A 25,921-nucleotide genomic window follows, 5' to 3' on the forward strand; every position below is an offset into this window, starting at 1 on the left:
TGCAGCGCAAACATACGAACATTTTAGTATATGAAAAAAAGTCTCACACAAACATTACAGATTGCCAGTATATCACTGCTAATCAGTTTATCTTCCTGCGTTAAAGATGTTGATTTATCACAATCCGTACCCAAACCGGTAAAAGGTGATTATTTCGACTTTCAAACCACCCTTGATTGTCCGATAAACATAGATCTAGGATTGGAAGATTATCCGGTCTTAATAGAAGTCTACGGTGAAAATCCTTTTGAAGATACCGATGGAGTCATTATTAAAAAAGACATTGAACCCCTTTATCGCGGTATCACAGATGAACAAGGAAAGCTGGAAGGACAAACCGTACTCCCGTCTTACCTGAAGAAAGCATATATCTACTCTCCTTATGCAGGTGTTCCTTTTATTGAAACAGAGATTACAGCAAATGGGATCTTTGCTGACGTCCATACAGCAAAATCACAAACAAGAGCGACTGTAACCAGAAGCATGCCGTATACTTACCCTGCGGACATGAAAGTAATAGGCGATTGGGACATATTCGGCTATCCGGCTTACCTGACACCTAACCGCTTTAATTTCCCCGAGAATGAGTTATATTATATCACCGAGGCTACAAAAATCAAAGACTATTCAAAAGGTATGCGAGGTACTCACCCCGAATACTTCGATCCGGATAATGAAAGAGGAATACCTATCATCAAAAAAACAAAAGTGAATCTGGTTATGATAGGTAAGTATGCACCGGCAGTAAGCAATACAATTATTTATTATACTTACCCTACCGGACAGGAACCTGCATCCGTTAATGATATCCAGAAAATAATAGCCTATCCGGTATCCGCCGGGATCTCCTGTGGCAGTACAGTACAATTGCGGTACTGGAATGAAAAAGACGGAAAATTCGAAGATGAATTCCCGGAAGGAGTTACTATCGGTTGGGGAGTTTCTTCCAGCTCGTTTAAAGACGGTAATGTAGGAAGCTCCGGCGGAAACCATAATTACTATTCAACCGACAAACTGAACACAAGAAGTGGGGATGAAAATGCACAGCATACTATCGCTATTTTCAATAAAGATTACAGTTCAGTGATTATTGGTATGGAAGACAGACCTATAGCAAATATCTCTAACTACACGGATGTTGTATTGTATCTTCATACAGACGTATCGGGAGCTATTGGCGGGAATAATATACCGGATCTGGAAAAACCGGAAAATCCCGGTCCTTCAGAAGAGGATAACTACACGACATATTTTGGAATGCTTTCCTTTGAAGACCTATGGCCCAAAGAAGGAGATTATGACATGAATGATGTAGTGATTTACTACGAATCAAAAGTGTACAAAAACGATAAGAATCAAATCATTGCAACAGAAGATCAGATACTTCCTTATTGGGATGGTGCAGGATATGATAAGTTTAATGGATTCGGATACCAACTATCCGTTACTCCTGACAAAGTAAGCTCCGTACAGATAACATCTGAGAACTACGAATTTACTTCGAGCCCTTTGTTCCAGTTTGACAGTAAAGGTCTTGAAGAAAGAGTTGACAACGATAATGCAATAATTATACTTGCTGACGACATGAAAAAGGCAACCAAACAGCATAGTAAGTTCATTGTGAAAACTACATTTGCAAGTCCGCAGTCCGGTTCAACCTTCTTACTGCCTCCTTATAATCCGTTCATTATTATCGATGCACACGAAGAAAGAGGTAAAGAATTACATCTGCCCAATTATGCACCCACCAAACGAATGGATACAAGCTATTTTGGCACTAAAAATGACATCTCTGATCCGGCACAACAGATGTATTACATAGGAAAAGAAAACATGCCCTATGCCATAAATATCCCCAATATTAAAGACTTCGACTATAAGAAAGAGGAAGAAGGAACACGTATAGACATGCTCTATCCGGAATTCACACGGTGGGTTCAAAGCCATGGAACTGAAAATGCAGACTGGTATTTACATAAGAAAAAGTAAGATCAGCATCTCTTTCCCGGAATAACGAGTGGAACAGATAAAACAGAGCGTGCGGGAGTTCTTTAGTTGAATCATATACTAAAGAACTCCCGCACGCTCTGTTTTGTCCGCTAAAATCCTTACATTCTTGCAGGGACCTCAATTCCTAACAATCCCATACCAAGACGAACAACCTTAGCCACATTGGCAGATAAAGCGACACGGAATACTTTTACCGCCTCGTTCTCTTCACGCAAGATACTAAAGTCGTGATAGAACTGGTTATATTCTTTCACCAAATCATATGTATAATTGGCAATAACAGATGGACTGTAATCCGTTCCGGCCTGTGTTACAACAGCAGCAAAGTCGGCTACCATTTGGATAAGTCCTTCTTCTTTCTCACTTAATTCGATGCCGGTAGGAAGTTGCGCAGGTATAACAATACCACTTTCGGCAGCCTTGCGGAGTACCGACTGAATACGTGCATATGTATACTGAATGAACGGACCTGTATTCCCGTTAAAGTCGATAGACTCCTTCGGATTGAAAGTCATATTCTTACGTGCATCCACTTTAAGGATAAAATATTTCAATGCACCCAAGCCTACAATACGGGCGATATCATCTGCTTCTTCCCTGGTCAGTCCGTCCAGTTTTCCAAGTTCCTGAGAGGTTTCTTTCGCTGTAGCAATCATCTCCTCCATCAGATCATCTGCATCTACAACGGTTCCTTCACGGGATTTCATTTTGCCTTCGGGCAATTCCACCATACCATAAGAGAAATGCACAAGGCTCTTACCCCACTCAAATCCTAACTTATCAAGCAAAATAGAAAGTACCTGGAAGTGATAATTCTGTTCGTTACCTACCACATAAATCATCTTATCAATAGGATAATCGGCAAAACGCAATTTGGCTGTACCAATATCCTGGGTCATATAAACAGAGGTACCATCCGCACGAAGCAAGAGTTTATGGTCAAGTCCTTCCCCCGTCAGGTCAGCCCACACCGAACCATCTTCCTTCTTGTAGAAAAAGCCTTTCTCCAGTCCTTCCATGACCTTTTCTTTTCCTTCGAGATATGTATTGGATTCATAGTATATCTTATCAAAACTAACTCCCATCTTACGGTAAGTTTCATCGAATCCGGCATATACCCAATTGTTCATCATTGTCCACAAGGCACGCACCTCCGGATCACCGGCTTCCCACTTCACTAACATTTCACGGGCTTCATTCATCAACGGAGAAGCAGCTTCGGCCTCTTCTTTTGTCATACCACCCTTCATGAGCTCAGCTACTTCAGCCTTATAATGCTTATCAAAAGAGACGTAATAGTCACCTACCAGATGGTCTCCTTTTTTTCCGGACGACTCAGGAGTCTCACCGTTACCATAAAGTTTCCATGCCAGCATAGACTTGCAGATATGAATACCACGATCATTCACAATATTGGTTTTTACCACCTTATTGCCGTTTGCCATCACAATATTGGCAAGTGCATTACCCAACAGGTTATTACGTACATGACCCAAGTGAAGTGGTTTATTGGTGTTAGGGGAAGAGTACTCAATCATTACCAACGGAGAATTATCATCTACGGCAGTGATTCCGTATTGTTCATCGGCATGGATCACATTCAACAGTTCAATCCATGCAGAAGAGGCAATAGTCAAGTTCAGGAAACCTTTAATCACATTAAAAGCAGCTACTGCCGGCTCATTGGCCTGCAAATACTCACCGATTTCCTGTGCCGTCTGCTCCGGTCCTTTCTTCGACATACGCAGAAAAGGGAACACAACCAGGGTCAGATGTCCTTCAAATTCTTTTTTAGTTTTCTGCAACTGCACCTGCGCGGCAGGTACCTCCTGACCGTAAAGGGCTTTCAGTCCGTTTATTACGGAATCCACAAGTTTATTCTCTATATTCATAGTTACATTTTTTTTCTGCGCGCAAAGATACAAAAAAGGAGGCGTTAGCACGTCTCCTTTTTTGTAAATCTTTCAACTATATAGCTTATTCAACAGCTTCAGACAATTCTGCACCTGCTTTAAACTTAGCAACTTTCTTTGCCGGGATAGTGATAGCCTGTTTCGTTGATGGATTAATACCGGTTCTTTCAGCTCTTTCGGATACTGCGAAAGTTCCAAAACCAACCAAAGAAACTTTGTCACCACCCTTCAGAGCATTCGTTACTGAAGACACAAAAGCCTCAAGTGCTTTTTTAGAATCTGCTTTGCTCAAGCCCGACTCTGCTGCGATAGCATTAATAAGTTCAGCCTTATTCATAATTCGTAAATGATTAATTAATATATATGTTACACAAAAGATAGACGTAAATTCCTCACAAATATAGAGTAACAAAACAATATATCAAATAAAAACATCCAAAAAACACAGCAAATTGCTGAAAAAGAACTAATAGCGACCACTTTTTCTGCTTTAAAACAGAATTTATTCGTACTTTTGCGACCATTACTCAATTATTTAGCATAAAAAGAAATTCAAACATATGATGCCTACAGTTACTAAAAACCTGATAATTATCAATGTACTGCTTTATTTAGGAACCATCGTAGCTCAAAGTTATGGTATAGATCTCGCAGATTATATGGGTCTGCATTTCTTCATGGCCGACAGTTTTAACCCTGCACAGTTAATCACCTACATGTTTATGCACGGAGGATTCACGCATCTCTTTTTTAACATGTTTGCCGTGTGGATGTTCGGTCGTATCCTCGAACAAGTGTGGGGTCCCAAACGTTTTCTCTTTTACTATATTGCTTGTGGTATCGGAGCAGGACTTATACAGGAGATTGTACAATTTGTTGAATATAAGACCGTATTATCCGGATATACTATGGTTCAAACCATTAGCGGAACCATACCGATGAGTGAGTATCTGAACATGATGAATACCGTAGGGGCTTCGGGAGCCGTATATGCTATTCTGCTTGCATTCGGAATGCTATTTCCAAATCAGCAATTGTTTATCTTCCCACTTCCGTTCCCCATCAAAGCCAAATACTTTGTTATCGGATATGCTCTAATTGAACTGTACTCAGGATTCGCCAATAACCCCAATGATAACGTAGCACATTTTGCCCATTTGGGAGGAATGATATTCGGATTTATTCTGATTATGTACTGGAGAAAAAAGAATAACGATCATGGCACATATTATAGCTGATTTAAAAGAAGCTTTCCGAAGAGGAAACGTCTTTATCCAACTGATATACATCAACGTAGGAGTTTTTGTAGCAACTACATTGATTAATATCTTTCTGTTACTTTTTAATAGAAGTGCAGATGGTATATTCGAACTACTGGCACTTCCGGCTTCTTTCACCCGGTTTATCTTCCAGCCCTGGTCATTGTTTACGTATATGTTTATGCATGCAGGTTTCATGCATATCCTGTTCAATATGCTTTGGCTCTATTGGTTCGGACAATTGTTCCTCTACTTTTTCTCGGGAAAGCACTTGCGCGGACTGTATATTTTGGGAGGAATCTGTGGTGGATTGCTATACATGATTTCCTACAACATTTTCCCCTACTTCTACCCAATGGTAGAGATATCAACTTTAGTAGGAGCTTCTGCCTCCGTACTTGCGATTGTAGTGGCAACTGCTTATCGGGAGCCTAACTATCCGGTACGCCTTTTTCTTTTCGGTACTATCCGCTTAAAATATTTAGCTCTGATCGTAGTACTCACAGACTTACTGTTTATCACTTCCAATAATGCAGGCGGACATATCGCTCATCTGGGCGGAGCATTGGCCGGACTTGGGTTTGCTGCCAGCCTTAGCAAAGGTACAGATATTACAGCCTGGATTAACAGAATATTGGATGGCGTTTCTTCTTTGTTCGATAAAAAGACCTGGAAGCGTAAGCCTAAGATGAAGGTTCACTATGGCAATTACAGCCGTGAACAAGATTACGATTACAATGCCCGCAAAAAAGCTCAGTCGGATGAAGTAGACCGTATACTCGATAAATTAAAGAAATCCGGATACGAGAGCCTCACTACCGCAGAGAAAAAAAGTCTTTTTGATGCAAGCAAAAAATAAAGCATGAAACACGTCGGAAAAGTTTTCACTTATCTGATTTTAGCTGTCAACGCATTCTTTGTCGGGATTCTTTTATTGACAGCTTATAGTCCGCATATTCACCCTGTGGTACATCCGGTAGAATCATGTATGGGACTCACTTTTCCCATTTTTCTGATCATCAACCTCTGTTTTCTCATCTTTTGGCTGCTGGTGCGTTACAAGTTTGCGCTTTTGCCCATTCTCGGCTTTGCCTTCTGCTATCCTCAAATCCGGACGTATTTCCCTATTAATATCCATACATCAGATATTCCCGAAGGAAGCATTAAAATTCTTTCCTACAATATCATGTCTTTCGGAAACATGGAGAAAGAGAATGGCAAAAACCCTGTACTCGAATATATCCGTGCCAGTAATGCCGATATCGTTTGCCTGCAAGAGCACAATGTTTCTTCAACAGCCAAGATACACCTGAATGCAAAAGAGGTGGAAAAAGGTATGAAAGCCTATCCTTACCGGCATATTCAACGCGTAGGTAAAGAAATCAGTAATAACCGGATAGCCATATATTCAAAATATCCTATCCTCTCTGCACGAGAGTTGCAATATGAAAGCAGTTATAACGGTTCTGCAATTTATGAATTGAAAGTCAACGAAGATACAATTACTCTCATAAACAACCATCTGGAATCGAACAAACTGACCAAGGAAGACAAAGTTGTATATGAAGAAATGCTGAAAGACCCCAATGCCCATAAAGTGAAAAGCGGTACCCGCCATCTGGTTGGAAAACTGGCAGAAGCATCTGCCATCCGTTCTAAACAGGCGGACGTCATTGCAGCCGAAATTGCCAAATCCCGCCATCCGTATATCATTGTATGTGGCGACTTTAATGACACCGCCATCTCCTACACGCACCGGGTTATTGCAGAAAATCTAGACGATGCCTTCACCGAATCCGGACAAGGATTGGGTATCTCTTACAATCAGAATAAATTCTATTTCAGGATAGACAATATTCTTATAAGCAAGAACCTAAAAGCCTATAACTGCACAGTGGATCGCTCTATCAAAGATTCTGACCACTATCCCATCTGGTGTTATATCACCAAACGATAAATCAATGACCAATAAAACGAATGACAATACCCAATAACAATACCTATGGAAATAAAGAAAACAGTAATTATTTTAGCTGCAAGTTGTATGATGTACTCCTGTGCTACAAAAACGGATAATAATCCGTTCTTTACCGAGTTTCAAACCGAGTATGGTGTTCCGGCTTTCGATAAAATCAAACTGGAATATTACGAACCCGCTTTCCTAAAAGGAATAGAAGAGCAAAATCAGAATATCAAAACCATTATCGAAAATCCGGAAGCACCTACATTTGAAAACACAATTGTAGCGCTGGATAACAGTTCGCCTATTCTGGATCGTGTCAGTGCCATCTTCTTCAATATGACCGATGCAGAAACAACAGATGAACTGACCGAATTATCTATAAGAATGGCTCCGGTACTCTCTGAACACAGTGATAACATTTCCCTCAACCAAGAGCTATTCACCAAAGTAAATAACGTATATCAACAAAAGAACGACTTGCATCTCACTACGGAGCAAGAACGCCTGCTGGACAAAACCTATAAAAGCTTTGTACGTTCAGGAGCCAATCTTTCTGCTGAAAAACAAGCACGCTTACGCGAAGTTAATAAGGAACTTTCCACTCTTGGCATCACATTCAGCAATAATATCCTGAATGAGAATAATACTTTCCAATTATTCGTAGATAAGGAAGAAGATCTTGCCGGCTTACCCGAATGGTTCCGCCAAAGTGCAGCCGAAGAGGCAAAAGCTGCCGGACAAGAAGGAAAATGGTTGTTTACATTACATAATGCCAGCCGTCTGCCTTTTCTCCAATATTCGGAGAACCGCCCACTTCGTGAGAAAATATACCAGGCCTATATTAACCGTGGCAATAACAATGATAAAAACGACAACAAAGAGATAATTACCAAAATAGTTAGTCTCCGTCTTGAAAAAGCCAATTTACTCGGTTTTGACTGTTATTCAAACTTTGTTCTGGATAATACAATGGCTAAAAATTCAGCCACTGTTATGGACTTCCTCAATAACTTATGGAGTTATTCGCTCCCTAAGGCCAAAGCAGAAGCTGCTGAATTGCAAAAGCTCATGGATAAAGAAGGTAAAGGTGAAAAGTTAGCACCTTGGGACTGGTGGTATTATACCGAAAAACTCCGCAAAGAGAAATACAATTTAGATGAAGAAGAAACCAAACCTTATTTCAAACTGGAGAATGTACGTGAAGGTGCTTTCGCAGTAGCTAATAAACTGTATGGTATCACTTTGACCAAATTATCAAATATTCCTGTATACCATCCCGATGTGGAAGTATTTGAGGTGAAAGATGCAGATGGCTCTCAATTAGGCATCTTCTATGTTGACTATTATCCCCGTCCCGGAAAGAGCGGTGGTGCATGGATGAGTAATTATCGCGAACAAAAAGGAGACATCCGTCCACTGGTTTGTAATGTTGCCAGCTTCACTAAACCTGTAGGCAATACTCCATCATTGCTTACCATGGACGAAGTGGAAACACTCTTTCATGAATTCGGACACGGACTTCATGGCCTATTGACCAAATGCAACTACCAAGGTATCTCAGGTACCAACGTTGTACGCGATTTTGTAGAACTTCCTTCGCAAATCAATGAACATTGGGCTACCGAACCGGAAGTGCTGAAGATGTATGCCAAACATTACCAGACGGGTGAAGTCATTCCTGATTCAATTATCGACAAAATTCTGAAACAGAAGACTTTCAACCAGGGATTTATGACAACAGAATTACTCGCAGCTGCTATCCTGGACATGAATCTTCACAACCTGACAAACGTAAAGAATTTAGATGTAATTTCTTATGAAAAAGAAGCAATGGATAAGCTCGGGCTTATTCCTGAAATAGCACCACGTTATCGTACAACGTATTTCAACCACATCATTGGTGGATATGCTGCCGGTTACTACAGTTACCTCTGGGCCAACGTATTGGATAATGACGCCTTTGAAGCTTTCAAAGAGAATGGTATCTTTGATAAAACAACAGCCAATCTGTTCCGTCACAACGTACTTGAGAAAGGAAACAGTGAAGATCCGATGGTGCTCTACAAAAATTTCCGCGGAGCAGAGCCACAGCTGGAACCGATGTTGAAAAACAGAGGCATGAAGTAATGAAAAATAATCTAAGGTTAAAAATAAGAAGCAGAATGCTGAGCTTTTTTAACTTCAAGTAAACTTTAATATCCCCTGAGGTAATTCAGAATCCTCCGGGGATATTTTATTTTCCCGGATATAAATCTCTACATTAGGAGCAAAATGTGCCCTAAACCTCAAATATTTGACCCCTAATTACCACTGAATGTGAAAAAAAAACTATATTTGCAGCCTTATATGCGACAGAATTAAATTAAAAAGTAATCATAATAAATTAAAAGTAAAATGCAAAACAAAGGATTTGTAAAAGTTTTTGCGGTACTTCTCACGCTGGTATGCGTGTTCTACCTCTCTTTTTCCTTCGTTACCCGCCACTATACTAATAAGGCAAAAGAAGTAGCGAATGGCAATGCTAAAGTAGAACAAGAATACCTGGACTCTCTCGCTAATGAGCCAGTCTGGAAAATATGGAAGTGGAATTACACGCTGAAACAATGTCGTGAAATGGAAATTAGTTTAGGTCTGGACCTCAAAGGTGGTATGAACGTCATCCTTGAAGTATCTGTACCTGATGTTATTAAAGCACTGGCTGATAACAAACCTGATGAAAACTTCAATCAGGCATTGGCAACCGCTGCCAAACAAGCTGTCAACAGCCAGGACGATGTGATCACCCTATTCGTTAAGGAATATCACAGAATAGCACCGAACGCTAAACTTTCTGAACTTTTCGCGACACAACAGTTGAAAGACAAAGTTAACCAGAAATCATCTGATGCTGAAGTAGAGAAAGTATTACGTTCTGAGGTAAAAGCTGCCGTAGAGAACTCTTATAATGTACTCCGTACCCGTATCGACCGTTTTGGTGTGGTTCAACCCAATATCCAAAGCCTCGAAGACAAGATGGGACGTATCATGGTAGAACTTCCGGGTATCAAAGAACCGGAACGTGTGAGAAAGCTTCTTCAAGGTTCTGCCAACCTGGAATTTTGGGAAACATACACAGCCAAAGAAGTGTTGCCCGTTATGGAATCTGTAGACGGCAGAATACGTAGTGTCCTGGCAAGCTCTTCTGCAGTAACCGATACTACTACAACTGTTACAGAAGAAGTAGTAGCAGAAGTTGCACCTGCAAAAGTCATTAGCGCTACCGATAGTATTAAGGCCACACTGAAAGGTGACAAGCAAGAAGCTTCCAACAACATGGAACAAATCAAGAAAGAGCATCCATTGTTGGCTATTTTGCAGTTGAATACAAGCGGTCAGGGGCCTATCATTGGTTACGCCAATCACAAAGACACTGCTGAGATAAACAGATATCTCTCCATGAAAGAAGTAATGGCTGAACTTCCCAAAGACTTGCGCTTAAAATGGGGTGTTGCCGCAGCTGACTTTGCTCCGAAAGGACAAATTTTCGAATTGTATGCTATCAAATCTACTGAACGTAATGGTAAAGCTCCACTTGAGGGTGATGTAGTAACAGATGCAAAAGACGATTACGATCAACACGGTAAACCGTCTGTAAGCATGTCTATGAACTCTGACGGTGCACGCCGTTGGGCACAATTGACCAAACAAAATATTGGACGTTCCATTGCTATCGTACTCGATAATTATGTATACTCTGCTCCAAACGTAAGTACAGAAATCACAGGTGGTAACTCAATCATCACAGGTAACTTTACTCCGGAACAATCAAAAGACTTAGCAAACGTTTTGAAGTCAGGTAAGATGCCTGCTCCTGCACACATTGTACAAGAAGATATCGTAGGTCCGTCATTAGGTCAGGAATCTATCAACGCAGGTGTATTCTCATTCGTTGTGGCACTTATCCTGCTAATGATTTACATGTGTGCTATGTACGGATTTATCCCGGGTATGATTGCTAATGGTGCATTGTTCCTCAATTTCTTCTTCACGCTGGGTATTCTTTCATCCTTCCAGGCAGCACTGACAATGTCGGGTATTGCCGGTATGGTGCTTTCACTCGGTATGGCAGTAGATGCAAACGTACTTATCTATGAACGTACGAAAGAAGAGTTGCGCAGTGGTAAAGGTGTAAAGAAAGCATTGGCCGATGGTTACTCAAATGCATTCTCTGCAATTTTCGACTCCAACTTAACTTCAATCATCACCGGTATTATCCTGTTTAACTTTGGTACAGGTCCTATCCGTGGTTTTGCCACTACCTTGATAATCGGTATCCTCTGCTCATTCTTTACAGCAGTATTCATGACTCGTATCGTTTACGAACACTTCATGAATAAAGACAAGTTGTTGAATCTGACATTTACCTCTGCAATCTCTAAAAATCTGCTGGTAAATACTCATTTCGACTTCATGAAGAACAATAAACGTTACTTCATAATCACAGGTGTTATCATTCTGGTATGTATTGCTTCATTCGTAACCCGTGGTTTAAGTCAGAGTATCGACTTCACCGGTGGACGTAACTTCAAAGTACAGTTTGAACAACAAGTAGAACCGGAACAGGTACGTGAATTGATTGCAAGTAAATTCGGTGATGCCAACGTAAGTGTAATCTCTATCGGTACTGACAAGAAAACCGTTCGTATCAGCACTAACTACCGCATCGAAGAAGAAGGTAATAATGTAGATTCTGAGATCGAGGCATATCTGTACGAAACACTGAAACCATTGTTAACTCAAAACATTTCATTAGCCACTTTCATTGACCGTGACAACCATACAGGTGGTAGTATTGTCAGTTCACAAAAGGTAGGTCCGAGTATTGCAGACGATATCAAGACATCTGCTATCTGGTCTGTAGTTCTGGCTCTGATTGCTATCGGTCTGTATATCCTGCTTCGTTTCCGCAATATTGCTTATAGTGTAGGTTCTGTAGTGGCACTGACTTGTGATACAATAATGATTATTGGTGCCTACTCTCTATTATGGGGATTGGTACCGTTCTCACTGGAAATTGACCAGACATTTATTGGTGCTATCCTGACAGCTATCGGTTACTCTATCAATGATAAGGTGGTAATCTTTGACCGTGTGCGTGAGTTCTTCGGTTTATATCCGAAGCGTAACAAACGTCAGCTGTTCAACGAATCACTAAATACAACATTGGCCCGTACAATCAATACTTCATTGAGTACATTGATCGTGTTGCTGTGTATCTTCATCCTAGGTGGTGACTCTATCCGTAGCTTCGCATTCGCAATGATCCTGGGTGTTATTATCGGTACACTGTCTTCTCTGTTTGTTGCTTCGCCTATTGCATATGCAATGATGAGCAAAAAGAAAGAAACAGCAGAGGCTGCTACTGTTGCTGTAGAATAACAACAGCCTGATTATATAAAAAAAGAGAAAGCTTCAGATAAGCTTTCTCTTTTTTTGTCCCTATCATAGATAAATAGGAATATAACACACAAAGATACTTCCTTTACCAACTCGGGGTATCGATTTACACCGGAAGGATCCACAAAACAGCGAATATTTTCCCGGTAATAAGTTTAAAGCTGTAACTAAGCATATGCTGATTCATCTGTATCAGTTTCCATATCGTCGCTTGTATTCCCAAAACGTCTGCAACTTATTTATGGCAGGACACAACATTAGCGTTACCCATGTAGCTTTGGAACGATACGGATGATACGTACCACAGATATAATAGGAGAAGTAGTGGTACAGATACCTCACTATGTAAGAAGTATCAAGTAAATCCCCTTGTATATATAGAATGTATCTGGATGATCTAAAGACATTTATAAAAAAGGAGTTGCCAGACAAGGGCTGGGAAACAATCAGAGGTGCAATGAAGGAATATTTTAAAAGAAAAGCTGTAACCTATCTATCTGCACACAATAGATTACATATTCTGAAAGTAGTCCCGAGGGGAATCGAACCCCTATCTAAAGTTTAGGAAACTTCTATTCTATCCGTTGAACTACAGGACCTCCTTTTAGATTTCGGTTGCAAAGATAACGTATTCTCTTGATTTAACAAGACAGAACATACAGATTTATAGAGTGCCCGAACAATAATAAGCCAGTCATAAAATATACTATAAAATAGAGTCAGTAAAGAACAAGAATATTCTCATCATTGCAAGATAATACACCCTAAAAACTAACAGATAGATTACATTTTGCATAAAAACTGCAACATTTCGTCATTTTTAGCATAAAATAGCAATAACAATATGCAACCATTTAAAATACAAACAAGACATAAAACAGCGCATTTTGCTTACTCCAAATACCAAAATAGACCTATAACATAATTCTTTTGACAGGAGGCTACAGATAAACAGAAAAAGATTTTGCTAAGTCGTTTAACTTTACGACCTTTGCGAAACCTTCTGCACAATAAATGAATATACACAAACCACTTAAAAAGGGGTTATATTTATGCAAAACGAAGAAAGTCGATCCTAAAATTAAATATAGTAAGTAAAATTATGGCAGACGAAATGATGGTTAAAGAATTGGAGCAAGTGGTAGTGCGCTTCTCCGGCGATTCCGGCGACGGTATGCAATTGGCCGGCAACATCTTCTCGAACGTGTCGGCAACAGTAGGAAATGACATCTGTACATTCCCTGACTATCCGGCAGATATCCGTGCCCCGCAAGGGTCATTAACGGGTGTATCCGGCTTCCAGGTACATATTGGAGCAAGTAAGATATTTACTCCGGGCGACCGCTGCAACGTGTTGGTTGCAATGAACCCCGCAGCACTGAAAACACAGATTAAGTTCTGTAAACCGCAAGGATTGATCATCACCGATTCCGATTCTTTTGGAGCAAAAGATCTGGAAAAAGCAAAATTCACAACAGATAACCCATTTGAGGAATTAGGTGTTAAGCAAGAAGTACTTGAAGTACCTATTTCATCTATGTGTAAAGAGAGTCTGAAAGATTCCGGACTGGACAACAAGGCTATACTCCGTTGCAAAAATATGTTTGCATTAGGATTGGTTTGCTGGCTCTTCAACCGTAACCTCGAAGCTGCAGAAAACATGCTTCGCCAGAAGTTTGCTAAAAAGCCCGAGATTGCCACAGCAAATATAAAAGTATTGAACGACGGTTATAATTACGGCGCCAATACCCATGCTTCTACCTCTACTTATAAAATAGAAAGTAAAAGTCCGAAAGCAAAAGGACTCTATACCGATATTAATGGTAACAAAGCCACTTCATATGGCCTGATTGCCGCTGCTGAGAAAGCAGGACTGGAGCTCTACCTGGGTTCTTATCCTATTACTCCGGCTACAGACATTCTACACGAACTTTCAAAACATAAATCACTGGGTGTAAAAACAGTACAGTGCGAAGACGAAATTGCCGGATGTGCTTCAGCCGTAGGAGCTGCTTTTGCAGGCGACCTCGCTGTTACTACTACTTCCGGACCGGGTATATGCTTAAAAAGCGAAGCGATGAACCTCGCTGTCATTGCCGAACTTCCGCTGGTAATAGTCAATGTACAACGCGGCGGTCCTTCAACAGGTCTTCCTACTAAATCGGAACAAACCGACCTGTTACAGGCACTTTACGGTCGCAATGGCGAAAGCCCGATGCCTGTTATTGCTGCTACTTCACCTACCAACTGCTTCGATGCAGCTTATATGGCAGCCAAGATAGCCCTGGAACACATGACTCCGGTAGTATTGCTGACTGATGCTTTCATCGCCAATGGTTCTGCTGCTTGGAAGTTACCCAATCTGGAAGAATACCCAGCTATTAATCCTCCATACGTCACTCCGGACATGGCAGAAACATGGACTCCGTTCCAACGCAACGAGAAAACCGGTACACGTTACTGGGCTGTTCCGGGAACAGAAGGATTTATGCACCGTATCGGCGGACTGGAGAAAAGTAACGAAACAGGAGTGATCTCTACCGAACCTGAGAATCACCAGAAGATGACGTTGTTACGCCAAGCCAAAGTAGACAAGATTGCCGATAGCATTCCTGAACTCGAAGTACAAGGTGACGCAGATGCTGACTTATTGGTAGTGGGATGGGGTGGAACATACGGACACCTCTATTCGGCTGTAGAACATATGCGTAAGAACGGTAAGAAAGTTGCCCTTGCTCATTTTCAGTATATCAATCCGTTACCCAAGAACACAGCCGACGTATTGAAGAAATACAAAAAGATTATAGTAGCCGAACAAAACCTAGGGCAATTTGCCGGATACCTGCGAATGAAAGTACCCGGGCTGAATGTCAGCCAATTCAACCAGGTGAAGGGACAGCCTTTCGTAACGAGAGAACTTGTAGATGCATTCACTAAATTATTGGAGGAATAAGAGATGAGCGAAACAGTATATACAGCAAAAGATTATAAATCAGGTCAGCCCCGTTGGTGCCCGGGATGTGGTGACCATGCTTTCCTGAACTCTCTGCATAAAGCAATGGCCGACTTGGGAGTTGCTCCGCACAATATCGCAGTAATCTCCGGTATCGGTTGCTCCTCCCGTCTGCCTTATTACGTAAATACCTACGGCTTCCACACCATCCACGGACGTGCTGCTGCCGTAGCTACAGGCGCAAAAGTGGCTAATCCCGACTTGACTATCTGGCAAATATCCGGTGATGGTGACGGATTGGCTATCGGTGGTAATCATTTTATCCACGCCGTTCGTCGTAATATAGACTTGAATATGATTCTGCTGAACAACCGTATTTATGGACTGACGAAGGGGCAATATTCTCCGACTTCGGAACGTGGATTTGTCAGTAAATCATCTCCTTACGGAACAGTAGAAGATCCTTTCCACCCTGCAGAGCTTTGTTTTGGAGCACGTGGGCGTTTCTTTGCCCGTTGTATAGCCGTTGATGGTGCCGCTTCTGTAGAGGTACTGAAAGCAGCAGCCAACCATAAAGGCGCCTCTGTCGTAGAAGTACTGCAAAACTGCGTTATCTTCAACGACGGTACCCATGAGAGCGTTGCTACCAAAGAAGGACGCGCTAAAAACGCAATCTATCTGGAGCATGGCAAACCGATGATCTTTGGTGAAAACAAAGAGTTTGGGTTAATGCAGCAAGGTTTCGGATTGAAAGTAGTAAAACTGGGAGAAAATGGTATCACAGAGAAAGATATTCTGATACACGATGCCCACTGCGCAGACAACACACTGCAACTGAAACTTGCACTGATGGAAGGTCCCGAGTTCCCGATTGCTTTAGGTGTAATTCGCGATGTGGAAGCTCCTACTTACAATGATGCTGTAACAGAGCAGATTGAGGAAGTAAAAGGTAAGAAGAAATATCATAATTTCAACGAACTACTTATGACCAACGACACCTGGGAAGTAAAATAATTACTATATACAAACAGAAAGAGGTTGCACTTACCACCTAAGACGGTTACAGTGCGACCTCTTTTTTCTTATCACCCCTTCAGCGTTCTATACAAAGCTCCCCTGCTTTATATACTTCTTATTGGCTTCAAAAAATCTATCTGTTTCAATCCTTTGAGAAAAGACTCTCAAAGCTTTGAGAAAAAATTCTCAATACGTTGAGAATACTGTTTCATATGCATTGAGAAAGTTGTTTCATATATATTGAGAAGAATAATGATTCACAGCTTTCCTATTCTTTTTCACCGTAAGCCAGATCACCGGCATCACCTAATCCGGGAACAATATACGAATGCTCGTTAATCTCCGGATCAATAGCTGCACACCAAATAGTCGTTTTATCTTCCGGAAATATCGAAGCAATATGTTCCACCGCCTGCCTGCTGGCAATAATAGAAGCCACATGAATTTCTGCCGGATGCCCTTTAGTAAGCATAGCCTGATAACTAAGCTCCATACTGCTTCCCGTTGCAAGCATCGGATCAGTAATTATCAAAGTTTTTCCATCAATACGCGGTGAAGCAATATACTCAATATGTATATCAAATTTCAATGTATCCTTATACTTGCGATATGCCGAAACGAAAGCATTTTCCGCATTGTCAAAATAACTCAGAAAGCCCTGGTGAAATGGCAACCCGGCACGAAGAATAGTACTAATGACTAACTGACTATCCGGCGTACTGACCGGTGAGATTCCCAAAGGAGTCTGAATCTCCTTTACAGAATAAGCGAACGTCTTACTCATTTCATAAGCCATAATCTCACCTATCCGCTCAATGTTACGACGAAAACGCAGACGATCATTTTGAACTTCTATATTCCTTATTTCTGATACATACTGATTCAGAATAGAATTTGTTTCACTAAAATCAATTATCTTCATTTTATTAGCCTTTATTTATTCAGAATTTATACGATGCAAAGTAAATGATAATCTTTCAAATTGCAACATTCAGTTAGCAGATATTGTTAGTAATATATAAAAGAGATTCGATTAGGGAAAAATTTCTCTAATACGCTATTTCTTTCCAAAGAAAATACTACTTTTGTAGCCGATTTACAAGGAGATGTTTAAAAACATTCTTTCCCTCAAATGCCAGAATGAGATAATAAAACAAAATACCAATTTAAATTAATTCAAAAGAAAATGGCAAATTTAGATTTAAGCAAGTACGGTATTACAGGTGTAACAGAGATTTTACACAACCCGTCTTACGATGTATTGTTCGCTGAAGAAACCAAACCAGGTTTGGAAGGTTTTGAAAAAGGCCAGGAAACAGAACTGGGTGCTGTAAACGTAATGACAGGTGTATACACAGGTCGTTCTCCTAAAGATAAATTCTTCGTTAAAGATGCTACCAGCGAAAACACAGTATGGTGGACTTCTGACGAATACAAAAACGATAACAAACCAGTAGATGAAAAATGCTGGAAAGCCGTTAAAGAATTGGCAACAAAAGAACTTTCTAACAAAAGATTGTTTGTTGTTGATGCATTCTGCGGTGCCAACCCTAACTCTCGTTTGAAACTGCGTTTCATCATGGAAGTTGCTTGGCAGGCTCATTTCGTAACAAACATGTTCATCCGTCCGACAGCTGAAGAACTGGCTAACTTCGGTGAACCTGATTTCGTTATCATGAACGCTTCTAAAGCTAAAGTTGAAAACTACAAAGAATTGGGTCTGAACTCAGAAACTGCAGTTGTATTCAATCTTACAGAAAAGATTCAGGTTATCCTGAACACTTGGTACGGTGGTGAAATGAAGAAAGGTATGTTCTCTTACATGAACTACTTGCTCCCATTGAACGGTATGGCTTCTATGCACTGCTCTGCTAACACAGACAAAGAAGGCAAAAGCACAGCTATCTTCTTCGGTCTGTCTGGTACAGGTAAAACAACTTTGTCTACTGACCCGAAACGTCTGTTGATTGGTGACGACGAACACGGATGGGACGACGAAGGTGTATTCAACTTCGAAGGTGGTTGCTACGCTAAGGTTATCAACTTGGATAAAGACAGCGAACCGGACATCTACAATGCCATCAAACGTGATGCTCTTCTTGAAAACGTTACTGTTGATGCTAACGGTAAAATTGATTTCGCAGATAAGTCAGTTACAGAAAACACTCGTGTTTCTTACCCGATCTATCACATCGAAAACATTGTTAAACCGGTATCTAAAGGTCCGGCTGCAAAACAAGTTATCTTCTTGTCAGCTGACGCATTCGGTGTATTGCCTCCGGTATCTATCCTGAACGCTGAGCAAACTAAATATTACTTCTTGTCTGGATTTACAGCTAAATTGGCAGGTACAGAACGTGGTATCACTGAACCGACTCCTACATTCTCTGCTTGTTTCGGTGCTGCTTTCTTGTCATTGCACCCAACAAAATATGCTGAAGAACTGGTGAAGAAGATGGAAAAATCTGGTGCTAAGGCTTACTTGGTTAACACAGGTTGGAATGGTTCTGGCAAACGTATTTCTATCAAAGATACTCGTGGTATCATCGATGCTATCCTTGACGGTTCTATCGACAAAGCTCCTACTAAGGTTATTCCTTTCTTCGATTTTGTTGTTCCTACAGAACTTCCGGGAGTTGATCCTAAAATTCTTGACCCACGCGACACTTACGAATGTGCTTGCAAATGGGAAGAAAAAGCAAAAGACCTGTCTGCTCGTTTCATCAAAAACTTCGCTAAGTTTGAAGGTAACGAAGCTGGTAAAGCATTGGTTGCTGCTGGTCCGAAATTGTAAGATAAAGCAAATCATTTCGAACGAAAGTTCAAATACTGATTATAATAATAAAAGCGATTCCCAAAAGGGGGTCGCTTTTTTTGTTTCTTACAGTTAAAACACTTACTTTTGTGCAAGACAAACTTAACAACAAATAATCAGACTCTTATTCATGTTTTTTTAGCAAGAATTTGGCTCTCACTTTTGCAATATTAAACTCCAAAGTAAAATGAAATCACCATTCATTGCCTTTGCCTTTTTTCTAATTTCATTCTTCGTTGTAGCATGCAACAGTGATGAAGCTTCTGACTACCCTACAGATCCGGTGAGCACCACCCAAGTATCTCTCTGTATCGCACCTTCTATTGAACAAAGCGAATTACCAATGAGCCGTAGCAGTGAACAACCGAAAGGGTTGTATACTATTAATGTATTTTGGCAAGGTAAGGGATTAAAAAATTACGAACCATACGTTTCTGGTCTGTTCGATGATGTAAGCCAAGTAAGTATCAGCCTCATCGATGGGTATAAATACCGTTTTGACTGTACCTATTTAGGAGAAAATGAACTTCCTCATCACATTATCGACAATGGGGTTATAAAATATGGACGTCCTTTTGCTCTGACGCAAGATGGCAGTATTTATGCTCCGGTCACTAATAGATTAATTGTCTCTCTGGCTCCATTCGATAAAAATAATCAGTTTTATCAGGGAACTTATTCAGGCAACACAGAAGTTACAGAAGGCAAAATATGCTCTTACCCTTCTAACCATCGTTATTACGGAAGCAACATTGTCGATCTGAGCCAATCAACAACTTCACATGTCAATGTGAACATCGAATTGCTACGGGCATACTGTACACTGACATTCGAATCGAAAGATATTCCGCAAGGAGATATTATTGAAATAACTCTTTCAGGAACATCTCCCTTTACCATTCTCGGAACCGGTGGAGATGGAACGATAAAAACGGAAGAACGATTATTGGCACTTAGCAAAACAGCCGACAGATGGAACGGAGGAATCAATGCAAGTGATCAAAGTTCTATTTTAGTGAGATATTACTCAACCAAAGACAAAGAATGGCACTCCATCTATCAAGATGCTCCTCTTATCACGCTAAAACGAAACAAACGAAATATTATCAAATTCATCAATATAGATCAGGCCACAGGAGAAAGTCATTTTACTATGGGCGAAGGAGAAATAGCTGGTACCCCCACTGATTCTGAACACCAGGAAATTATCTAAAACAATAAAATAAACATATATCATCATGAATTATTCTAAAAAACTTGCTACCATCAGCGCTTTAGCAGTGGCAATATTAAGTTCTTGCATCGAAGAAAAAGATCTGTCACAAATTAGTAAAGTTCCTGAACCGGAAACCTATTCAGAGGTAACTTTTAATATTGGAGGTGAATGTAGCACCACAGAAACTCCGCTTTCACGTGCTACAAATGAGAAAAAAGACATTTATGGTATTACTGTTTCTCAATGGATCAGAGACACAAGTGGACGTCTCCAAAGTAAACCTTATGCATATGGGATATTTGACAACATTAGTAACCTGAAATTAAATCTGTTAGACGGTTACAAATATCGTGTAGCTTGCACAATGGTAAGAAATGCAACAGACTCCCTCGAAGTAGATGGAAAATTAGCCCGCCCTTTCACTCTTGACCGCAACGGGAAAGTATATGGTACAGTAGAAAACAAGTTTCTTATAGCAGATCAACCTGACGGTACACAGCTATTCCTCTTTGATGCAGATAACAGTAAAATAGGAACTAAAGCACAAGAAGATATCTCTCGCCCGTCTATTTTACGATATCATGGACTTATTGATTCCCTGGAAACACATACTGCAAATAATGAATTAGAACTATACCGACGTTACTTTGCTGTAAAATTCGTAGCAAACGGCTTGCGTAAGAACTACAAACTGGAAGTTCAACTGGATGATTCTCCTAAATGGGTCCTGACACCGGAAAAGAATGAGACAGATTATACCTACATATCTTTCAGAACTTTAACCGGAAAAATCACAAGTGGTAATATTATTTCAGAAAATGTAATGTTCAGAGTGGAACTTTTTAAGGATGGAGTCAGTCAGGGGAAAATAATGGAATATAACCGTTCTTTTAAACGTAATTATAAATCGGTTATCGCTATCAGCGACATTGACAACTTTGGTACAGACGCCGATCTAAGTATAAAAATAGCTGATGAAGGTGAACTGGAAAATGATCCGACAACTGACCTTCCCTGGCAAGGAGGAAATTAATGACACAAGATATTAACTGATAAAAATAAAAGGAAAGCGTATACCGACTCATTGTCGTACATACGCTTTCCTTTTTTCATATCTTAATAATCAAAGTTACTTAATAATCACCTTAGTTACAGCATTATTTACTTTAACAAGATAAAGACCAGCAGGTACCTCAACTGTATTAGCACCAGCAGCAATTGTTTTGCTTGCCACCACCTGACCGACAGTATTAACAACAAGAACCTGAGCACTTTCGGCTGCATCAATCTTGATAGCTTTATCACCAGCAAAAACGGTTGCAATAGCGTTATCACTTTCTGTACCAGCAATACCTACGTTTTGGGATTCAATAATTTCCGTCGGGAAAAGCTGGACAGTTCCATTATATATGTTTACAATAGCAGTAACATCATATTTCTTTTCATCTTTTGGTATTACAACACCTGTAAAACGATCATAAACTGCTGCAGTACCTTTGGCATCAGTAATGGTATAGTTCTTTGTTTTACCTTCATCAAGAGTAATAGTAACATTAGCTACTTTTATCAACTTGTTAACCAAAGCTTCAACCACTCCATCAGTTGCAACAACATCCGGCGTTATAGCTACACCAGAAGTACCTGCTACAAAAGTATCAGCCATAGGAGTTAATTGTTTAAGACCGCCATACTCACCAACTGTACCCATAAATCCTGCCGGAATCACATCACCACTCTTATATGTTTGGCCAACATTACCATAAACCTGCATTGCTCCAGTAGCATCCTGAACGAACAAATACAAACCATTCTGATAAATAACATTCACCGGATTTGTAAACTTAATAACAGCATCCTTAGATTGTCCAACAAACTCACCTATGTTAGCAACAGCAATGGGTTCCGAAATTGTATAAACAGCCGAAACAATATCGCTCTTGTCACCACCCTTAATCGCTATTGCCTTAATTGTTGTAGTAGTTTCAACTTTAATAGGATCAACATAAACGGTAGAAGAAGCAGTAGGATCAGTATTATCAGTCGTATAATAAATAACAGCATCAGCCGTACCACAAGACAAAGCTACCTCTTGCGGTGTATAATAAGTACCTTCAGCAAGTGAGAATCTAGGTATTTGAACTCCTGTTGCAGAAGCTGTTGTAACTGTAATAGAACTAATCTTACCAGTAGCAGCAAAAGTCAATACTACCTCACTAGCAACCCCCTCCCATGTAGGGCTCGTATAAACTCCGCTGTCAAATGTCAGAAATTTAGCAGTAATATCCTTACCTTCAAATCTAATTCCAGTAATTACTTCACCATTTGTAGTAGAAAAAGTCAAAGTAGATGTTGCATATCCGCGAATTCCTTCAACTCCCGTAGCAACTCCCCAAAAGCGAGTATCATTATTAGCCACTTTTTTTGAAGCAATTACAATATTCCCTGCAGTCAAATTACCATCTGCAAGATTAGTACCTTGTCCTGATGCAGGTACTGCATAACCAAATAATTCCGGTTTGGTTAAATCAAATACAGTCTCTGTTGCAAAACTTGTAACCACAGCTGCAACCACCATAAATAACGAAAGTAATAGTTTTTTCATATCATAATGTTTTTAAGTTATTATTCCACAAAGTTATACAATATTTAAAATTAAGCAAGCGCTCAATATTTAAAATTTCACAATGTTACCGCATTGTAATACCAAGAGCAATTACAAGCAAAATAAAGCCCGGCAAGATGACTCCAGCCGGGCTTTTCCTTACTATATTACAAAAGCGTTAATTTTTATTCGCACGTTTACGTTCATTTTCATCTAAAATAACTTTACGCATACGCATTGCTTTCGGAGTAACTTCAACATATTCATCTTCCTTGATATACTCCAGAGCTTCCTCAAGTGAGAATTGCACAGGAGGAATCAGCCTCGCTTTATCATCCGTACCGGAAGCACGGGTATTGGTCAGCTTTTTCGATTTAGTTACATTTACCACCAGATCTTTTTCGTGAGAATGTTCACCTACCACCTGTCCGGCATACACCTCCTCCTGTGGGAAAATAAAGAACTTTCCGCGATCTTGTAACTTGTCAATTGCATAAGCAAATGCCGTTCCGGCCTCCATGGCTATAATAGAACCATTGGTACGACGTTCAATCTCACCCTTGAACGGTTGATATTCTTTGAAGCGATGAGCCATAATAGCTTCACCGGCAGAAGCAGTCAACACATTGGTACGAAGACCGATGATACCACGTGACGGCATATCAAATTCAAGATTTACACGTTCACCGTTGCTTTCCATCATCGTCATCTCACCCTTACGGCGGGTTACCATGTCGATAATCTTACTTGAATATTCTTCGGGGACATTTACGGTCAACTCTTCTATCGGCTCGCACTTTACACCATCTATCTCTTTATAGATAACCTGCGGCTGTCCTACCTGTAACTCGTATCCTTCACGGCGCATCGTTTCGATAAGTACAGACAAGTGAAGAACACCACGACCGGAAACAACCCACTTACCATCCTCTTCACTCTTACGAATGCGAAGGGCAAGATTTTTATCGAGTTCCTTCGTCAACCGATCATGTATATGACGTGAAGTTACAAACTTACCGTCTTTACCATAAAAAGGAGAATCGTTGATAGTAAACAACATACTCATAGTAGGTTCGTCAATAGCGATTGGCGGCAATGCTTCCGGATTTTCATAATCACAGATCGTATCACCGATCTCAAAACCATCAATACCTACCAAAGCACAAATATCTCCGGACTCTACTTCTGTCGTTTTCACACGACCCAGTCCTTCAAATACATGCACCTCTTTAATCTTTGATTTTACAAAGCTGCCATCTCTTTTTGCCAATGACACATTCATACCCTCCTTCAACACGCCACGATGTACACGTCCTACGGCGATACGGCCTGTATAAGAAGAATAGTCCAATGAAGTAATCAACATCTGAGGTGTACCGTCCAATTGCGTAGGAGCCGGGATATTCTCAATAATACAATCCAACAACGGAAAAATAGTATCTGTAGGCTTCTGCCAATCGGTACTCATCCATCCATTCTTTGCCGAACCATAGATAGTTGGAAAATCAAGCTGCTCCTCTGTAGCATCAAGGCTGAACATCAGGTCAAATACCATTTCATGTACCTCATCCGGACGACAGTTGGGTTTGTCTACTTTATTAATAACCACAATAGGCTTCAAACCGATCTCCAATGCTTTTTGCAATACGAAACGAGTTTGAGGCATCGGGCCTTCAAAAGCATCTACCAACAGAATACATCCGTCGGCCATATTGAGCACACGTTCTACTTCGCCGCCGAAGTCACTGTGCCCCGGAGTATCAATAATGTTAATCTTAGTTCCGTTATAAGTGATAGAAACGTTTTTAGAGAGAATCGTTATACCTCGTTCACGTTCCAGGTCATTGTTATCCAGAATTAGTTCACCGTTTGTCTGATTGTCGCGGAACAAATTTCCGGCCAAAAGCATCTTATCGACTAACGTCGTTTTCCCATGGTCAACATGGGCAATAATTGCAATGTTCCTAATGTTTTGCATATAATACCTAATATTTGCCGGCAAAGGTACGAAAATTGGATTAGAAAAAAGACCTATAGAGATTTTTTTTCCTGCAAAACGTTGTGGGATATAAAGATAATGGCTATCTTTGCACGCTCAAAAGTAAAGTTTATATATTACAAAAAACTAAGAATTATGTATTTAGATGCTGCTAAAAAGCAAGAAATCTTCGGAAAATACGGAAAGTCTAACTCTGATACTGGCTCAGCTGAGGCTCAGATAGCTTTGTTTTCATACCGTATCTCCCATCTGACTGAGCATATGAAGCTCAACAGAAAAGATTATAGTACTGAAAGAGCTTTGACAATGTTGGTAGGTAAGCGTCGTCGCTTACTCGACTATTTGAAAGCAAAAGATATCGAAAGATATCGTGCTATCATCAAAACTCTTGGATTGCGTAAGTAATCCGCTTGTTACAAACAAATTAAAAGAAGTCGTTTCTCTGAAAAGAAGAAGCGACTTCTTTTTTTAGTCCTCCCTCAGTTATTGTCTTACCCGAACTTTCATTAAACCCTTCGTACGCTATACCGTAGACAGCCTTTAAAGAAGTCGTAACAGAACATTGTACGACATGTACATCTCATGCAGTATGACATGTGCATCTGGGACTGTACGACATGCACATCTGGGACTGTACGACATGTACATGTCGTGCAATACTCTTCACCGAGTCAGAAAGCATATGCCAGTAACCAAACGATTGATTGAAGTTTATCTCCGCAAGAGGAGGCAGTAAAT

Annotated in this window: 18 protein-coding genes and 1 tRNA gene; 13 read left to right on the forward strand and 6 right to left on the reverse strand. The window is 40.4% G+C overall.

Going from position 1 to position 25,921, the window contains the following annotated elements; all coding sequences use genetic code 11:
• Nucleotides 1–30 precede the first annotated feature (30 nt).
• Nucleotides 31–1,989: an LruC domain-containing protein gene (locus ACESQI_RS08565; RefSeq protein WP_278512693.1), complete on the forward strand. Its 1,959-nt coding sequence runs from the start codon at nt 31–33 to the stop codon at nt 1,987–1,989.
• A gap of 119 nt (nt 1,990–2,108) precedes the next feature.
• Here the strand turns inward: ACESQI_RS08565 and argS are convergent, their stop codons facing one another.
• Together argS and ACESQI_RS08575 are read right to left on the reverse strand one after the other, a co-directional pair.
• Nucleotides 2,109–3,902: an arginine--tRNA ligase gene (argS, locus tag ACESQI_RS08570; protein WP_044166815.1), complete on the reverse strand. Its 1,794-nt coding sequence runs from the start codon at nt 3,900–3,902 to the stop codon at nt 2,109–2,111.
• 85 nt (nt 3,903–3,987) lie between these two features.
• Nucleotides 3,988–4,260, reverse strand: coding sequence for an HU family DNA-binding protein (locus tag ACESQI_RS08575; protein WP_002558221.1), 273 nt, complete (start codon nt 4,258–4,260; stop codon nt 3,988–3,990).
• A 226-nt stretch (nt 4,261–4,486) separates the two neighbouring features.
• On the opposite strand from ACESQI_RS08575, the gene ACESQI_RS08580 reads away from it, so the two are divergent.
• From ACESQI_RS08580 to ACESQI_RS08605, 6 genes are all read left to right on the forward strand, one after another.
• Nucleotides 4,487–5,161 (forward strand): rhomboid family intramembrane serine protease, encoded by a 675-nt coding sequence (locus ACESQI_RS08580; protein ID WP_025867050.1) that lies wholly within the window; start codon nt 4,487–4,489, stop codon nt 5,159–5,161.
• Nucleotides 5,142–6,041, forward strand: coding sequence for a rhomboid family intramembrane serine protease (locus tag ACESQI_RS08585; RefSeq protein ID WP_007487548.1), 900 nt, complete (start codon nt 5,142–5,144; stop codon nt 6,039–6,041). The genes ACESQI_RS08580 and ACESQI_RS08585 overlap by 20 nt, the downstream gene beginning before the upstream one ends.
• Nucleotides 6,042–6,044: 3 nt before the next feature.
• A complete protein-coding gene (locus ACESQI_RS08590) occupies nt 6,045–7,139 on the forward strand; it encodes an endonuclease/exonuclease/phosphatase family protein (protein ID WP_025867051.1) in 1,095 nt (364 codons plus the stop codon).
• A 45-nt stretch (nt 7,140–7,184) separates the two neighbouring features.
• Nucleotides 7,185–9,272, forward strand: a complete 2,088-nt coding sequence (locus ACESQI_RS08595) for a M3 family metallopeptidase (protein WP_373125786.1) — start codon at nt 7,185–7,187, stop codon at nt 9,270–9,272.
• 267 nt (nt 9,273–9,539) lie between these two features.
• The gene (secDF, locus tag ACESQI_RS08600; protein ID WP_007487551.1) at nt 9,540–12,563 is read left to right on the forward strand and encodes a protein translocase subunit SecDF; all 3,024 of its coding nucleotides are present in this window, start codon (nt 9,540–9,542) and stop codon (nt 12,561–12,563) included.
• A gap of 118 nt (nt 12,564–12,681) precedes the next feature.
• Complete coding sequence (locus ACESQI_RS08605; RefSeq protein WP_223382440.1) at nt 12,682–12,876, forward strand: FAD-dependent oxidoreductase; 195 nt, start codon at nt 12,682–12,684, stop codon at nt 12,874–12,876.
• Nucleotides 12,877–13,108: 232 nt separating this feature from the next.
• Here the strand turns inward: ACESQI_RS08605 and ACESQI_RS08610 are convergent.
• A tRNA-Arg gene (locus tag ACESQI_RS08610) sits at nt 13,109–13,180 on the reverse strand.
• Between the two features lie 503 nt (nt 13,181–13,683).
• On the opposite strand from ACESQI_RS08610, the gene ACESQI_RS08615 reads away from it, so the two are divergent.
• Both ACESQI_RS08615 and ACESQI_RS08620 read left to right on the forward strand, forming a co-directional pair.
• Entirely contained in the window at nt 13,684–15,534 is a 1,851-nt protein-coding gene (locus ACESQI_RS08615) for a 2-oxoacid:acceptor oxidoreductase subunit alpha (protein ID WP_044166816.1), read from the forward strand.
• 3 nt (nt 15,535–15,537) lie between these two features.
• The gene (locus tag ACESQI_RS08620; RefSeq protein WP_122202064.1) at nt 15,538–16,548 is read left to right on the forward strand and encodes a 2-oxoacid:ferredoxin oxidoreductase subunit beta; all 1,011 of its coding nucleotides are present in this window, start codon (nt 15,538–15,540) and stop codon (nt 16,546–16,548) included.
• A 271-nt stretch (nt 16,549–16,819) separates the two neighbouring features.
• Here ACESQI_RS08620 and upp read toward each other — a convergent pair whose 3' ends face one another.
• The gene (upp, locus tag ACESQI_RS08625) at nt 16,820–17,473 is read right to left on the reverse strand and encodes a uracil phosphoribosyltransferase (protein WP_002558236.1); all 654 of its coding nucleotides are present in this window, start codon (nt 17,471–17,473) and stop codon (nt 16,820–16,822) included.
• Nucleotides 17,474–17,737: 264 nt separating this feature from the next.
• Here upp and pckA point away from each other — a divergent pair, with 264 nt between their 5' ends.
• The 3 genes from pckA to ACESQI_RS08640 all read left to right on the forward strand — a co-directional run bounded on the left by pckA (nt 17,738) and on the right by ACESQI_RS08640 (nt 21,615).
• Nucleotides 17,738–19,345: a phosphoenolpyruvate carboxykinase (ATP) gene (gene pckA / locus ACESQI_RS08630; RefSeq protein ID WP_007487555.1), complete on the forward strand. Its 1,608-nt coding sequence runs from the start codon at nt 17,738–17,740 to the stop codon at nt 19,343–19,345.
• Between the two features lie 208 nt (nt 19,346–19,553).
• Nucleotides 19,554–20,579, forward strand: coding sequence for a hypothetical protein (locus ACESQI_RS08635; protein ID WP_007487557.1), 1,026 nt, complete (start codon nt 19,554–19,556; stop codon nt 20,577–20,579).
• A gap of 25 nt (nt 20,580–20,604) precedes the next feature.
• Nucleotides 20,605–21,615, forward strand: a complete 1,011-nt coding sequence (locus tag ACESQI_RS08640; RefSeq protein ID WP_007487558.1) for a hypothetical protein — start codon at nt 20,605–20,607, stop codon at nt 21,613–21,615.
• A gap of 96 nt (nt 21,616–21,711) precedes the next feature.
• Here the strand turns inward: ACESQI_RS08640 and ACESQI_RS08645 are convergent, their stop codons facing one another.
• Together ACESQI_RS08645 and typA are read right to left on the reverse strand one after the other, a co-directional pair.
• Nucleotides 21,712–23,184, reverse strand: coding sequence for a chitobiase/beta-hexosaminidase C-terminal domain-containing protein (locus tag ACESQI_RS08645; protein ID WP_002558240.1), 1,473 nt, complete (start codon nt 23,182–23,184; stop codon nt 21,712–21,714).
• Between the two features lie 178 nt (nt 23,185–23,362).
• Entirely contained in the window at nt 23,363–25,162 is a 1,800-nt protein-coding gene (typA, locus tag ACESQI_RS08650) for a translational GTPase TypA (RefSeq protein ID WP_002558241.1), read from the reverse strand.
• A gap of 156 nt (nt 25,163–25,318) precedes the next feature.
• On the opposite strand from typA, the gene rpsO reads away from it, so the two are divergent.
• On the forward strand, nt 25,319–25,588 hold the full coding sequence (gene rpsO, locus ACESQI_RS08655; protein ID WP_002558242.1) for a 30S ribosomal protein S15: 270 nt from the start codon (nt 25,319–25,321) through the stop codon (nt 25,586–25,588).
• Nucleotides 25,589–25,921: the final 333 nt, after the last annotated feature.

Source organism: Bacteroides sp. HPS0048 (genome assembly GCF_964240755.1).
Lineage (GTDB): Bacteria > Bacteroidota > Bacteroidia > Bacteroidales > Bacteroidaceae > Bacteroides > Bacteroides nordii.

Bases quoted from the DNA above. Each gene is read 5' to 3' on its own strand.
- rpsO (WP_002558242.1), top strand. From the start codon at position 25,319: ATGTATTTAGATGCTGCTAAAAAGCAAGAAATCTTCGGAAAATACGGA.
- pckA (WP_007487555.1), top strand. From the start codon at position 17,738: ATGGCAAATTTAGATTTAAGCAAGTACGGTATTACAGGTGTAACAGAG.
- ACESQI_RS08645 (WP_002558240.1), bottom strand. From the start codon at position 23,184: ATGAAAAAACTATTACTTTCGTTATTTATGGTGGTTGCAGCTGTGGTT.
- ACESQI_RS08565 (WP_278512693.1), top strand. From the start codon at position 31: ATGAAAAAAAGTCTCACACAAACATTACAGATTGCCAGTATATCACTG.
- ACESQI_RS08580 (WP_025867050.1), top strand. From the start codon at position 4,487: ATGCCTACAGTTACTAAAAACCTGATAATTATCAATGTACTGCTTTAT.
- argS (WP_044166815.1), bottom strand. From the start codon at position 3,902: ATGAATATAGAGAATAAACTTGTGGATTCCGTAATAAACGGACTGAAA.
- ACESQI_RS08620 (WP_122202064.1), top strand. From the start codon at position 15,538: ATGAGCGAAACAGTATATACAGCAAAAGATTATAAATCAGGTCAGCCC.
- upp (WP_002558236.1), bottom strand. From the start codon at position 17,473: ATGAAGATAATTGATTTTAGTGAAACAAATTCTATTCTGAATCAGTAT.
- ACESQI_RS08635 (WP_007487557.1), top strand. From the start codon at position 19,554: ATGAAATCACCATTCATTGCCTTTGCCTTTTTTCTAATTTCATTCTTC.
- ACESQI_RS08575 (WP_002558221.1), bottom strand. From the start codon at position 4,260: ATGAATAAGGCTGAACTTATTAATGCTATCGCAGCAGAGTCGGGCTTG.
- ACESQI_RS08640 (WP_007487558.1), top strand. From the start codon at position 20,605: ATGAATTATTCTAAAAAACTTGCTACCATCAGCGCTTTAGCAGTGGCA.
- ACESQI_RS08595 (WP_373125786.1), top strand. From the start codon at position 7,185: ATGGAAATAAAGAAAACAGTAATTATTTTAGCTGCAAGTTGTATGATG.
- ACESQI_RS08615 (WP_044166816.1), top strand. From the start codon at position 13,684: ATGGCAGACGAAATGATGGTTAAAGAATTGGAGCAAGTGGTAGTGCGC.
- ACESQI_RS08585 (WP_007487548.1), top strand. From the start codon at position 5,142: ATGGCACATATTATAGCTGATTTAAAAGAAGCTTTCCGAAGAGGAAAC.
- secDF (WP_007487551.1), top strand. From the start codon at position 9,540: ATGCAAAACAAAGGATTTGTAAAAGTTTTTGCGGTACTTCTCACGCTG.
- ACESQI_RS08590 (WP_025867051.1), top strand. From the start codon at position 6,045: ATGAAACACGTCGGAAAAGTTTTCACTTATCTGATTTTAGCTGTCAAC.
- typA (WP_002558241.1), bottom strand. From the start codon at position 25,162: ATGCAAAACATTAGGAACATTGCAATTATTGCCCATGTTGACCATGGG.